At 43.8% G+C, this 12,736-nt stretch carries 11 protein-coding genes; 2 read left to right on the top strand and 9 right to left on the bottom strand.

The window, feature by feature from the left end:
• The first annotated feature begins 2 nt into the window (after positions 1-2).
• Complete coding sequence (locus JMW39_RS10490; protein ID WP_201546416.1) at positions 3-164, top strand: hypothetical protein; 162 nt, start codon at positions 3-5, stop codon at positions 162-164.
• Positions 165-219: 55 nt separating this feature from the next.
• Here the strand turns inward: JMW39_RS10490 and JMW39_RS10485 are convergent, their stop codons facing one another.
• Complete coding sequence (locus JMW39_RS10485) at positions 220-918, bottom strand: YoaK family protein (protein ID WP_201546415.1); 699 nt, start codon at positions 916-918, stop codon at positions 220-222.
• Positions 919-1,028: 110 nt separating this feature from the next.
• Positions 1,029-1,835 carry an enoyl-ACP reductase gene (locus JMW39_RS10480; RefSeq protein ID WP_201546414.1) on the bottom strand — a complete coding sequence of 269 codons (807 nt, stop codon included), beginning with the start codon at positions 1,833-1,835 and terminating at the stop codon, positions 1,029-1,031.
• Positions 1,836-2,199: 364 nt separating this feature from the next.
• Between JMW39_RS10480 and folE the strand changes: the two genes are divergently transcribed.
• Positions 2,200-2,796 (top strand): GTP cyclohydrolase I FolE, encoded by a 597-nt coding sequence (gene folE / locus JMW39_RS10475; RefSeq protein ID WP_227679490.1) that lies wholly within the window; start codon positions 2,200-2,202, stop codon positions 2,794-2,796.
• 125 nt (positions 2,797-2,921) lie between these two features.
• Here the strand turns inward: folE and JMW39_RS10470 are convergent, their stop codons facing one another.
• The 7 genes from JMW39_RS10470 to JMW39_RS10440 form a co-directional block, all read right to left on the bottom strand.
• Entirely contained in the window at positions 2,922-4,232 is a 1,311-nt protein-coding gene (locus tag JMW39_RS10470; protein ID WP_201546412.1) for an iron-containing alcohol dehydrogenase, read from the bottom strand.
• Positions 4,233-4,553: 321 nt separating this feature from the next.
• A complete protein-coding gene (locus JMW39_RS10465) occupies positions 4,554-5,756 on the bottom strand; it encodes a low temperature requirement protein A (RefSeq protein WP_201546411.1) in 1,203 nt (400 codons plus the stop codon).
• Positions 5,757-5,812: 56 nt separating this feature from the next.
• On the bottom strand, positions 5,813-7,498 hold the full coding sequence (locus JMW39_RS10460) for an ABC transporter ATP-binding protein (protein WP_413786232.1): 1,686 nt from the start codon (positions 7,496-7,498) through the stop codon (positions 5,813-5,815).
• Positions 7,499-7,529: 31 nt separating this feature from the next.
• Positions 7,530-8,612, bottom strand: a complete 1,083-nt coding sequence (locus tag JMW39_RS10455) for an ABC transporter permease (RefSeq protein WP_227679489.1) — start codon at positions 8,610-8,612, stop codon at positions 7,530-7,532.
• Positions 8,612-9,682, bottom strand: coding sequence for a microcin C ABC transporter permease YejB (gene yejB, locus JMW39_RS10450; RefSeq protein WP_201546409.1), 1,071 nt, complete (start codon positions 9,680-9,682; stop codon positions 8,612-8,614). The genes JMW39_RS10455 and yejB overlap by 1 nt, the downstream gene beginning before the upstream one ends.
• A 138-nt stretch (positions 9,683-9,820) precedes the next feature.
• The gene (gene gloB, locus JMW39_RS10445) at positions 9,821-10,600 is read right to left on the bottom strand and encodes a hydroxyacylglutathione hydrolase (RefSeq protein ID WP_201546408.1); all 780 of its coding nucleotides are present in this window, start codon (positions 10,598-10,600) and stop codon (positions 9,821-9,823) included.
• 179 nt (positions 10,601-10,779) lie between these two features.
• Entirely contained in the window at positions 10,780-12,612 is a 1,833-nt protein-coding gene (locus JMW39_RS10440; protein ID WP_201546480.1) for an extracellular solute-binding protein, read from the bottom strand.
• Positions 12,613-12,736: the final 124 nt, after the last annotated feature.

The raw sequence follows: 12,736 nt of genomic DNA, 5'->3' as shown, positions 1-12,736 counted from the left end.
TTATGACAGATGCAAATAGAACGGATTCGACCACTAAAATGGCACCAAAAGACATCAATCAAGATGGCTTGGATAAAAAAGATCAGCAGCGTACCGATGACTCCGCATTAGATATGATGCAAGGGCTACATGAGCATGAAGATCACGAAGAAGACGATAAATAGTTTATTCAGCCAAGCATGGATAATGAATTCATAACATTAAAATAAAAAGCGCTCATCAAACCGATGGGCGCTTTTTTGCTCTTGGCTGTCTCTTTTCTGGCAGATTGTCTGATGCATAGTTATAGACAAAGGCGGCAGTCAATACAATAGCAATGGGTAAGAACAAAGCACCATAGCCGACTCTGGCATATAAAAAAGCCCCTACAGCACTACCACCGCAAAAGCAGTACCAAATAATCGCTTGAAAACCTAAGGTCGGTTTACTAATGCTTCGACCTGCTAGCCAATTACCAATGGCAGCGCCCATATCAGAGGTCAGACCGGTCAAATGCGTAGTTCGAATAACCGCGCCGCTATAGGTGGCGACCATTGCATTCTGTAAACCGCACGCCATCGCCGCCGCCAATTGTCCTAGATAATCATGCTGCTGATATAACCAGTAACTTAGCAATAACAACGCCGCTTCAATATACAGCGCACTACCGTAACGCCGACCAAGCTTCAATGACCTTTGCCCAATCACAAAACCGCTTAATATTGCCCCAGCCAAAAATGATAGCAGCAAGGCACCGATATATAGAATACTGCGACCGTCTAAATGGGCAATTGCTGCTGAGAATAAGCTGACGTTACCTGTCACATGCGAAACAGATAAATTGGTAAAACCCATTAACGCTGCCGTATTGACGCAGCCTGCACTAAATGCCAGTACAGCGCCGCCCCACAATATCCATTTTGGTAATCTGGTTATCATATTCGTTGCCTAATGGCTTAACACCAAAAAGCTCATATTATAACCAAAAAAGACAGCCAATTGGCCGTCTTCCCTACTACTTAAATGATATAACTGCTCATTACTAATAACTATTTTGTCTCATCAAGCATCATTAACTGCTCACTAATGGCGACGGTATTAAAACCTGCATCCACAAACATAATCTCGCCGGTGATACCAGATGCCCAAGGTGATAATAAAAATAGCGCCGCATTACCGACTTCAACTTGGGTGATATTGCGCTGAAGCGGGGCGATTTTTTCACTGATATCGAGCATTTTACGGAATGACTTGATGCCGCTTGCCGCAAGCGTACGGATAGGACCTGCCGAAATCGCGTTGACACGAATACCTTCAGCGCCCATCGAAGTGGCAAGGTAGCGCACACTGGCCTCTAAACTGGCCTTAGCCATGCCCATAACGTTGTAATTTGGCAATACTGAAATACTACCTTCATAAGTCAAGGTCAGCATAGAACCATGACGCATGGCTAACAGCTCACGTGCTGCTTTTGCTAATGCCACAAAGCTATAGCTTGAGATATCATGGGCAATTTGGCTGCCTTCACGAGTCGTGGCATTGACAAAATCACCATCCAACTGATCCATCGGTGCAAAGCCAATCGCGTGGACAACACCATCAATACCATCGCCCCAATGCGCGGTCACTTGCTCAAAGCAGGCCGCAATCGACTCATCTGATGCCACGTCACACTCAAGTACCAAATCAGCTTCAAAAGCTTCTGCGGCCATATCGACACGTTTTTTAATTTTATCATTGGGATAAGTAAGAATTAACGACGCGCCTTCACGGTGCAGCGCTTCAGCGATTGCCCAAGCGATAGAAAGTTTGCTTGCGATGCCGGTGACGACAAAGCGTTGTCCTTGTAGTAGCATAATATTTCCCTGTAAATCGATTTAAATGGTAGATTATTTTTAATAGCTCGCTCACAAATAGCGAGTAAAAGCATAAATTAAAAGATGACCCATTATACACGAATTGGTTTAAGTAAACACTCGTATACTGTATTTACTTATACGGTATGGACACCTAATCTCTTGTAATAGTAACATCTAATACTGATTAAACAATTATCCACTGACCACAGCAGTATGAAGTTGAAGGGATTTCAAGTATAATCACAACCCTTCCCAGCTTGCACAATTTTCATAAAAATCCTTTACAACCGTTGTTTGTAACTGTTGTTAATTAGGGATTTAGCGTTAAGCTACACCCACATTTTGGATGGCTGCCAAACTTATGAGCAATACCCCAACAATAGCAACAGATTTTCAAGAAAGTGTTGAATCCTATCGTCAGCTAATCACTTCAACTGGCGAAGACTTAGAGCGTCCTGGCTTACAAGATACCCCAATACGCGCTGCAAAAGCGTTTGCGCATTTAACTAAGGGTTATCATCAAAGCTTGGATGAAGTAGTTAATGGCGCTGTATTTCCATCGACCAATCGTGAATTGGTCTTGGTACAAAACATTGAATTTTATTCATTATGTGAGCATCATATGTTGCCGTTTCATGGCGTCGCGCACATCGGCTATTTACCAAACGGTCAAGTATTAGGATTGTCAAAATTTGCTCGTATCGTTGATATGTTTGCTCGTCGCCTGCAAATTCAAGAGAATTTGAGCGAACAAGTAGCACAAACGATTATGGATGTCACAGGTTGCCGCGGTGTGGCAGTAATCATGGACGCCGCGCACATGTGCATGATGATGCGCGGTGTTAACAAACAGCATTCGACCACGCGCAGCACAGCGATGCTTGGTGAGTATGTACACGACAATCAGGCACGTAATGAATTTTTAGATGCAGTGCCGAAGCGTAAACCTGCGTTCTAAGTATCTATTAAGATAAAACCAGCGATAGATATAAAAAGTAAAGAAAAAGAGCACATTGCGATATCAGCAATGTGCTCTTTTTTATTTTTAGAGGGTGTTAATTAGAGACTATTAAATTAGAGCTATTAAGCAACTTTATCAGTTTTTGAATCTTGGCTAGCATGCTCATCACTGACCTGCTTAATCTTAGTTAAAATAGCCTTGATTTCAGAAGCGGATAGATAAGTCGGTACCGCATAAGTATCGCTGACTTCTTTTGCAGCAGCTTTGGCGATGTTACTAAAATCACTACTCTGCATATCCTTAACAGTTGGATCGATATTCAACGTTGCAATCAGTTCGCGCACTTGCGCGATGAGATGGTCGGCAATCTCAGCATCGCTCTTGCCAGCTTGACCCGATTTGACCATACCGGTCTTGCGAGCCAGCTCTGCCAATCTTTTCTTGCTGCCTTTACGATTGACGTCAAGCACATACGGCAACACGATGGCATTGGCGCGACCATGAGGGATACTATAATGCGCTCCCAACTGGTGAGCGATAGCATGGACGTAACCTAGACCGGCTTTATTAAAAGCGATACCGCCGTAATGAGCGGCAATACCCATCTCTTCACGGGCTTTAAGGTTGCCGCCATCTTTATAAACCAGTGGTAGGTTTTGCATCACAGATTTGACCGCAGAAGCGGCATAGTAATCTGTCTCGACGCTGGCATTGGCACTCATCCACGCTTCTAAAGCATGGGTTAAGACATCGATACCTGTATCTGCTGTGATGTGAGCCGGCATACCTTTCATAATAACTGGGTCAATAGCCGCTGCTAATGGCACCATTCTTGGGTCGATAGATAAGGCTTTTTGATGCGTTTTGTCGTCTGATACCACCGCACCCAAAGTCGCTTCTGAACCCGTACCAGCTGTGGTAGGAATACAATAAAGCGGCACCGAAGGCTTTCTAGCTTTCAAGATACCGATAAGCTGTTTTGGCTTGCAGTTATTGCCTTGTGACATGGCAATCATCTTAGCAGCATCAATGACCGAGCCGCCACCGATGGCAATAATTGAGTCGCATTTAGCGTCGACAGACTTACGTAGTCCTTCTTCGACAACCTTAAAAGTAGGGTCTGGAGTAATGCCATCGTAGACTTTATAGCTGATATTTTTGCTATCTAGATAATCCGTGACTTTGGCAGGGATACCAAGTTTGTTTAATACCGCGTCAGTAACGATAAAAACATTGGTATTGCCTTCATTGATGACCATGTCGCACAAATCTTCACACGAGGTCTCACCAACAAATAACATCGGTCTTCTAATAGGCACAACGTAAGCGAAAGCTTTTAATACTTTGGCACGCGTCTTGGCAACCGCCAAATAGCCAGCATGCTGTAAGCCCGTGCTACTGACCAATTTAGAAATAGTATTTTGTTTTTTCATGGGTACAAAAATCCTTTTTAATGATGCTAATACTAGCAATAACGACAACTTAAAGCAGTGATTCATCACCGCTGTCAAAATAAAAATGCTGTCAAAATAATGGTGCTTTTAATGAAAGTACTGTGTCAGCGTCTACCTACAGTAAACTACTGTCTAAACTTATTGTACCACCGCCATTTTTAGGATGTCGTGATTATTATGAACTGCTATGTTCTGATTATTTAGCGCCTCATTCTTGCTTATGTGCTGCTTATATTTTTACTTATTAAGCAGTCAATTGATAGTCACTATAGGCTTGGCTGTAACGCATTAATCCGCTTCTTAGACCAGCCACTGCTTATTATCTTGGTTAAAATACCAAATCATCACCACAGGTGCCAAGATACTGAGCCAAATACCGTAAGTAATCGGCAATCCTTGTACGACCGCCATATAACTCAGTCCAATGATAATCAAAGCAATGAGCATGGCGATGACATTATGACTCGATTTACGGCACATTAATTCGCGCAGTATGGTGAGCGTTAATAAAAACACACTCAGCATAGCCATCAACATGCCCATTGCATAAGGCTGGGAGATAATTTGATAGCCCGGAGCGCTGGTATCAGCGGCAGCAGATTCTGTGACCAAATTTAGCATACTGCCTAGACCGGCGATTGAAGCAAAGATAAAAAAATGACCATAGCCAAATAAAAACAAGTCATGCCGTCGGCGCTCTTTATTCAAAATGGTATCGAATGGAACGATAAAATATAACCACCATAAAGAAAAAACCAAAGCAACCAAACTTGAACCTAAGAAAATAATGGAGCTGGCGGCTGAAGCAGAATTGACCAGAAAATACTGAATACTGTTACTGACGCCGACCACACCCTCACCCAGTACAATGATGGTTAATAGCCCGTAACGCTCCGCAATATGCGCTGGATGCCAATTATTAAACTGCTCTGAGCGCGCCCACACAGGCATGAGGAGCTCTGCTGCGATAAACAAGAACAAAGCGGGCGTTTGTAGCGATGCGGGTAAAAACAGCCAGCTTATCCACAAGGCTTGCAAGGTTAACAAACCGACCATACTGCGTCCAGCAACTTTTTGGTGACCCGGTACTTGGCGATAGACGCGCCACCACTGACTACAACTCGCCAGCCGCATAATGGCATAACCAGTGACACCAATCCATGTCAGTCCTTGCTCATAAAACTGATGAATATTGGCCGCTATCATCAGTGAGCCAAACATCTGAAACATCACCGATAAGCGATAAAACCAATCGTCAGGGTCATATCCTGACGCAAACCACGTAAAGCTGGTCCAAGCATTCCATAGGATAAAGAATGCCACAATAAAGGTTAAAAATCCTGAAAGGTCATGCTCACTCAAGCGATTATAAAAACCATTGGCAGCGGCGGCGACAGCAATGACATAAACCAAGTCAAACAACAGCTCAAGCGTGGTTGAGGGACGATTTGGCTCGCTGGTATCTCGGGCTTGGATGGGTTCTATCTTAAGCCTACTTGTCATGTAGTGAGTTCCGATGTCTCTAAATTCATATAGTTATTTGGTCTTAGTTGCTTAGTCTATAGCAAACTTGCCTGCAACAACTGCTGCGCATACGGATGCTGCGGATTACTAAACACATCTTCACTACGACCAGACTCAATACACACGCCATCTTTTATCACCATCATATGCTGACATAAGGCGCGTACTACTTTTAAGTCGTGGCTGATAAACACATAGCTGATTTGCAGTTTCTCCTGAATCTCACGTAACAAGTTGACCACAGTAACCTGCGTGGTGCTATCAAGTGCAGAAGTTGGCTCATCCAATATTAATAAACTTGGCTGCATAATGAGTGCACGGGCAAGGGCTACGCGCTGGCGTTGACCACCTGATAGCTCATGCGGATAACGCTGCGCAAACTCAGCTGGCAGATACACAGTAGCCAAACTATCCATCACCGCCTGCTGGCGTTCTGCTTTGTTGACACCTTGAACCAGCAATCCTTCTTCGACGATTTGCATGACCGTCATGCGTGGATTAATACTGGCAAAAGGGTCTTGAAACACCATTTGAATCTGTGAGCGAAACTGACGTAGCTCACGTTTGGACAATGCCGTAATATCTTGTCCATTGACCATTATTTGTCCACTAACATGGGCTTGATTACTAAGTAATTGACTTAACGCCAGCGCAATGGTGGTTTTACCAGAGCCTGATTCACCAACGATACCTAACGCCTGCCCTTTTTGCAGGGTCATATCAACGTCTTTTACGGCATCAAGCCAACGCTTTGTACCGCCAAATAAGCTTTTTTCAATCGAAAACTGTACTTGCAAATTATTTACTTTCAGTACGTTTATTTGTTTGTCTTCACTATTCTCTCTTAAATTTAATGCTTGCCCGAAATCTTGCTGAATCAGCGAGCGGGTATATTCAGCTTTAGGCTGATTAAAGACCGCTACAGTCTGCCCTTGCTCAATCGTCTGCCCTTGGCGCATAACGATGACGTCATCGCTGTAGCGTCTGACTAGATTGAGATCATGGCTGATGAGTATCATTGCCATATTGTGCTGACGCTTAAGATCATCTAGCAGCTCAAGGATTTCATGTTGTAAAGTCACATCAAGCGCGGTGGTTGGTTCATCAGCGATTAAGATATTAGGCTGCTGCGCCAATGCCATCGCAATCATGACCCGTTGACGTTGACCGCCCGATAGCTCATGTGGATAGCGATTCAGTTTATCAGCAGGCTCAGTGATATTGACATCATCTAATAAAGCGATACTTTTTTCGCGCCATTGTTTTTTGGCTACGCCGCTGAGATGCAATGATTCAGCAATTTGTTTGCCGACCGTATGCAATGGGTTGAGCGCGGTCATCGGCTCTTGAAAAACCATGCCAATGCGCTGCCCACGCACAGAGCGCAGTGCTGCATTACGTGTCTTATTATTCGCTATCGGTAATGTCACCATTCCTGTTACATCTGCTAATTGCACCTCACCGGTCACGGTCAAATTATCGGGTAACAAACCCAATAGTGCAAGACTGGCAATCGACTTACCAGAGCCTGACTCACCTACTATAGCTAACGTCTGCCCTTGCCTCAGCTCATACGATAGCTTATCTACCAGAGCAACACCTGCATGAGTTATGATGCTAAGTTTATCTACGGTCAGTATTAACTTATTTTGGCTATTGCTATGATTATCATTTAAACGGGCATTTTTCTCAGTAGCACTTTGCTCAGTAGTCGTCGTCATATTAGCGTTTATAATCTTATCAGTTGTCATATCAGGAGCGCCTCGTATCAAAAGCATCACGTAGCGCTTCGCCAACGAAGATTAGCAATGATAATATAAAGGTTAAACTAAAAAATCCCGATAACGCCAACCAAGGGGCATCAAGATTATTTTTTCCTTGCACCATCAGCTCACCAAGTGACGGTGACCCAGGTGGCAGACCATATCCTAAAAAGTCCAGCGCGGTCAAAACAATAATATTGGCCGTTAAAATAAACGGCAGCTGTGACAAGCTTGATGCCAATGCATTGGGCAAGATATGCCTGAGCATGATTTGACTGTCAGAAACGCCAAGGTTGCGCGCGGCACGAACATAATCAAAATTACGGGCGCGTAAAAACTCGGCACGTACCAAACCGACTAGACCCATCCAACCAAATAACAGCATCATGGCAAACAGCATAAATATACTGGGGCTAAACAAGCTGACCAAGATAATGATCATAAACAGCTGCGGCATCCCGCCCCATACTTCCATAAAGCGCTGTCCTGCCAAATCTACCCAACCACCGTAATAACCTTGTATCGCACCGACGATGATGCCAATTAATGCACCCGCGAGTGTCAGTGCTAAACCGAACAACAACGATACCCGCATGCCGTAAAGTATCCGCGCCAGCACATCACGACCTAAATCATCAGTCCCAAGCCAATTTTGGCTGTTGGGCGCGGCTGGATATGGAATACCTAGCTCAACGTTAGGTGTCTGGTCGGCAAAGGGTATGAGCGGCATAATATAAAAACCCTGCTCATCAATCAGCGTTTGTACTGCAGGATCTTTATAATTGGTTTCAGTCTCAAACACTCCGCCAAAAGTCGTCTCAGGATAGGCTTTTAGGACAGGAAAATAATAGTCTCCTTGATACTGCACCAATAGCGGCTTGTCATTGGCAATCACATTGGCTGCCATACAGATGACAAATATCAGCGCAAAAATAAACAGCGATATGACACCAAGACGATTATGGCGAAAACGGTTTAGGCGTGCTTGCCAAATAGGGTTTAGGCGACGTTTTTTTTCTATAGGAATCGAAGAGGCGCTTGAGGGCACTGAAGATAATGGATGACTTGACATTAGCGCCCCTCAAAGTCGATACGGGGATCAATTAAATGATAACTTAAATCACTGATTAACTGTAATAATAGCCCCACTAAGGTAAAGATAAACAGCGTGCCGAATATCACTGGATAATCACGCTGCTGAATGGCTTCAAAACCCAACAATCCCAAACCATCAAGCTTAAAGATAATTTCAATGAGAAAATTACCGGCAAAGAAAATCCCAACGATGGCCGCTGGGATACCAGCGATAATAATCAACATCGCATTACGAAAGACATGACCGTATAACACTTGCCGTTCGCCCAAGCCTTTTGCTCGCGCGGTAAGCACGTATTGCTTACCGAGCTCTTCTAAAAAGCTAAACTTAGTCAAATAAGTCAAGCCAGCAAAGCCACCAACCGTACTTGCTAGAAGCGGTAGTGCCAGATGCCAAAAGTAATCTTTAATTTTACCAAGTGCGCTTAATTGATCAAAATTCTCGGAAGTTAATCCTTGCAGTGGAAAAATATTCCAATAGCTGCCACCGGCAAAGAACACCAAGAGTATGACGGCAAATACAAAGACGGGAATCGCATGACCGATAGCCAGTAGCATGGCAGTAACTTTATCTATACCTGAGCCATGATGCATGGCTTTATAGACGCCCAGTGGAATGGCTATCATATAAATCAGCAAGGTGCTCCAGAGCCCAAGCGAGATGGATACTGGCAGTTTTTCTATAATCAAATCGGTTACCGACTGCCCTTTAAAAAACGACTCGCCAAAATCAAGCTTGGCGTAATTTTTTAGCATGAGCAAGAAGCGCTCAGGGGCTGACTTATCAAAGCCATATTGCGCATTAATCGCCGCCACCATCTCCTCAGATAGACCACGCGTGCCTTGGTAAGTACTATTGTTGCCACCGGCACTACCCGCACCGATATTACCGCTGAGCGCACTGTCTTTTGCGCTTTGCTCGATAAGTGCCAGTTGCTGCTCAACAGGGCCGCCCGGCGCCGCTTGTACAATGACAAAGTTCGCCAGTAATATCAAAAATAGCGTCGGTAATATCAGTAGTAACCTTTTTAAGATATAACGACCCATAATGGCGGCTTCCTAAAACAAAGAAATATGGCAACAGAGAAAATGAGCAGCTAAACCTTATTTAAAAAGCACTTGTTGAAACTGCAGTTATCAAAAAGCAAGCATCTAAAAAAACAGCTATCAAAAATATATAAGACTTTAGAAGTTATTTTTAAGCTCACGTAACGCGGCAAACACTGTCAAAGACTTATCATCGTCTATAGTGACTTTAGACTTCACTCCTGCTATCACACTCGGCTCTTGCGTACGCAAAAACACATTGATTGCGCGCTCATGCTCTAATGTCACAGGCAATGTCGGGATACCTTGGGCGGTTTTTTCTTCTGCTTGCGCAATCGCTTGCTGCATCGCTTCACTCGCAGGTTCAATAGATAAACCAAAGTGTAGGTTGCTGGCAGTATATTCATGGGCAGGGTACAACAGCGTCTCCGCTGGCAAGCCATTTAAACGCTTAAAGCTCTCATGCAATTGCTCAATCGTGCCGGTAAAGACACGTCCGCAACCGGCACTAAATAAGGTATCACCGCAGAAACAATGCTTCTGTCCATCGATATCCAAGATATACGCTACATGACTGGCAGTATGTCCTGAGACATCCCATACTTGCGCGGCGCAGCCCCAAGCACTGACCGTACTACCGTCTTTGATAGTCTGGTCTTCATCGACATTATGCTCTGTATGCGCAACCAGATGCGTCATCGGATAAGATTCTTGTAGCTCGGCAACACCGCCGATATGATCATGGTGATGATGCGTGGTCCAGATAGACGTCAGCTCTAAGCCGTTTTCTTCTAAATAAGCGATAACTGGCTCAGCTTGACCCGGATCAATGACAATCGCCTGTTTATTGCTATCATTAATTAATGTCCAAATATAATTGTCATTAAATGCTTTAATGGGGTGAATACGAATACTCATATAAAGTCCTTAGCAGTGATTGTCTTTATTGCGAATGTCTTGTATGTAATTTTTAAACCAACTAAAAAATTATGCAGAGTCATTGCATTTATTGGCTTAAGCCATTTTTATAAATTATTGTTTCGAGCTGTTTTTTAAAACTATTGCCTCTAACGATCGTTTGGAGCCATTATCTTAAACTATTGCTTCAAATATTGATTAACACGGGCTTCCGCTTCTTTATCTGTCCACCAATAATCGATACCGATAGCATTGGTCGGCAGTTTTGCAGTATGCCGATATTGATTCCAGTAGGCAACATTGGTGCTAGATTTGCCGTATAAAGGTACTAAATAATGACCTGCCCGTAGCAGGCGATCAAGTACGTGAGTATATAAGACAATCTCATCGCGACTTTTAGCGTCGCCCAATTTTTTAATAACACTGTCAATCGCAGGGTTTTTAATACCGATGGTATTAGCGTTGCCCGCTTCATCAGCGGCGGTGCTACCCCAAAAACCCACTTGCTCAGCGCCAGGCGATAGACTTTGGGCGAAGACATCGACTACCATATCATAGTCAAAACGGCGCATGCGCTCGTAATATTGTGGCCCATCGACTTGACGTAAGGTCGCATCAAAGCCCAAACGCTTTAGATTACGAATATAAGGCAACAATACACGCCCCATGGTCTCACCTGTCATCAAAATCTCAATTTGAGCAAGCTTGCCGTTTGGCTGATACAACTTCATATCTTGATAATAAAAACCCGCATCTAGCAATAGCTGACGCGCCTTTAACAACCCGCCACGATTAAAGCCGCTACCGTCACTGGTTGGTAATTGCCATTCCGTCAATACTGCTTGGCGCTGAATCGGTTCAAGATTGGTTAACAATGGACTTAACACCTGCATCTCAGCCGCAGATGGTGTACCAGTAGCAGCAAGCTCGGAACCATGAAAGAAGCTTTGCAAACGCTCATACTGGCCATGGAATAAGGTTTTATTCATCCATTCAAAATCGTAAGCCGCCGTCAAGGCTTGGCGGACACGAATGTCTTGAAAAATTGGCCGGCGCATATTCATCACCAAACCTTGCATCGGTACTGGATTTTCGCTGTTTATGGTTTCTTTATTAATCAGACCTGCTTTGACGGCGGGAAAATTGTAACCTGTTGCCCAATTAGAGGCTTTATTCTCCGGGCGGAAACGATATTGCCCAGATTTAAAACCCTCAAAAGCAATCTCATCACTTTGATAATAGACAAACTTAATCATATCAAAATTATAACGCCCACGATTGACTATCAAATCACGACCCCAATAATTGGGATCACGCACATAGCTGACCGCACGCCCTGCATCAATGCGCCCAAGTTTATAAGGACCACTCCCCATCAGCGGTGTCAACGTTATTTTCTCAAAATCCTTATCGATAGAGGTCTTAGCAAAAATAGGAAACTGCCCAACCGTTAATAAAATCTCTTTATTGTCATCAGAGTTAAAAATGAATTTTACTTGTTGTTTATCAAGAACTTGAATGTCTTTAATATCACCCAAATAGCTGCGAATATACATCGGCCCTTTATTCAATATTGCGTCATAAGTGGCTTTAACGTCACTACTGGTAACCGCTGTCCCATCCCAAAAGCGCGCGGCAGGATTAATATGGTAAATAATCCAACTGGTATCATCGGGATCATACGTGACTTTATTTGCCAGCTGCGGATACATGGTAAAGGCTTCATTGAGGGAACCCGTCATCAAGGTATCATACAGATAATCAGTACCTATCATCGCCACACCTGTGGTCATCCATTTATTGGCCGCATTAAAGGTACCGCGTGCATCCAGTGAAAGCGTACCACCTTTGGGCGCCTTTGGATTGGCATAGGGCATGTATGGCACGTCAATATACTCAGTGGTACTATTATGCCCAAGCGCAGTCGTGGTGATTGGCGCCGCGATACTAGCAGGTATCCAGCTGATAGTAATGGCAAGCAAAACGGCTTTTAGCATGGTATTTTTTAGCATCATGACTGTATAACGACCCTCTACTCTAAATCAATATGGATAGAAAATGTGCGACTGACTGCAAAATAGACGATTAACGAAATTTTATCATAACAAACTTAGGTTTTTTAACCTAATGCTTTGC

The organism is Psychrobacter immobilis, from assembly GCF_904846175.1.
In the GTDB taxonomy this organism is placed as follows: Bacteria; Pseudomonadota; Gammaproteobacteria; order Pseudomonadales; family Moraxellaceae; genus Psychrobacter; species Psychrobacter immobilis_E.
Note: the sequence above shows the minus strand (reverse complement) of the source record. Positions and strands in the feature narration are given on the sequence as shown.

Bases quoted from the DNA above. Each gene is read 5' to 3' on its own strand.
- gloB (WP_201546408.1), bottom strand. From the start codon at position 10,600: ATGAGTATTCGTATTCACCCCATTAAAGCATTTAATGACAATTATATT.
- folE (WP_227679490.1), top strand. From the start codon at position 2,200: ATGAGCAATACCCCAACAATAGCAACAGATTTTCAAGAAAGTGTTGAA.
- JMW39_RS10440 (WP_201546480.1), bottom strand. From the start codon at position 12,612: ATGCTAAAAAATACCATGCTAAAAGCCGTTTTGCTTGCCATTACTATC.
- JMW39_RS10465 (WP_201546411.1), bottom strand. From the start codon at position 5,756: ATGACAAGTAGGCTTAAGATAGAACCCATCCAAGCCCGAGATACCAGC.
- JMW39_RS10470 (WP_201546412.1), bottom strand. From the start codon at position 4,232: ATGAAAAAACAAAATACTATTTCTAAATTGGTCAGTAGCACGGGCTTA.
- JMW39_RS10490 (WP_201546416.1), top strand. From the start codon at position 3: ATGACAGATGCAAATAGAACGGATTCGACCACTAAAATGGCACCAAAA.
- yejB (WP_201546409.1), bottom strand. From the start codon at position 9,682: ATGGGTCGTTATATCTTAAAAAGGTTACTACTGATATTACCGACGCTA.
- JMW39_RS10460 (WP_413786232.1), bottom strand. From the start codon at position 7,498: ATGACGACGACTACTGAGCAAAGTGCTACTGAGAAAAATGCCCGTTTA.
- JMW39_RS10480 (WP_201546414.1), bottom strand. From the start codon at position 1,835: ATGCTACTACAAGGACAACGCTTTGTCGTCACCGGCATCGCAAGCAAA.
- JMW39_RS10455 (WP_227679489.1), bottom strand. From the start codon at position 8,612: ATGTCAAGTCATCCATTATCTTCAGTGCCCTCAAGCGCCTCTTCGATT.
- JMW39_RS10485 (WP_201546415.1), bottom strand. From the start codon at position 918: ATGATAACCAGATTACCAAAATGGATATTGTGGGGCGGCGCTGTACTG.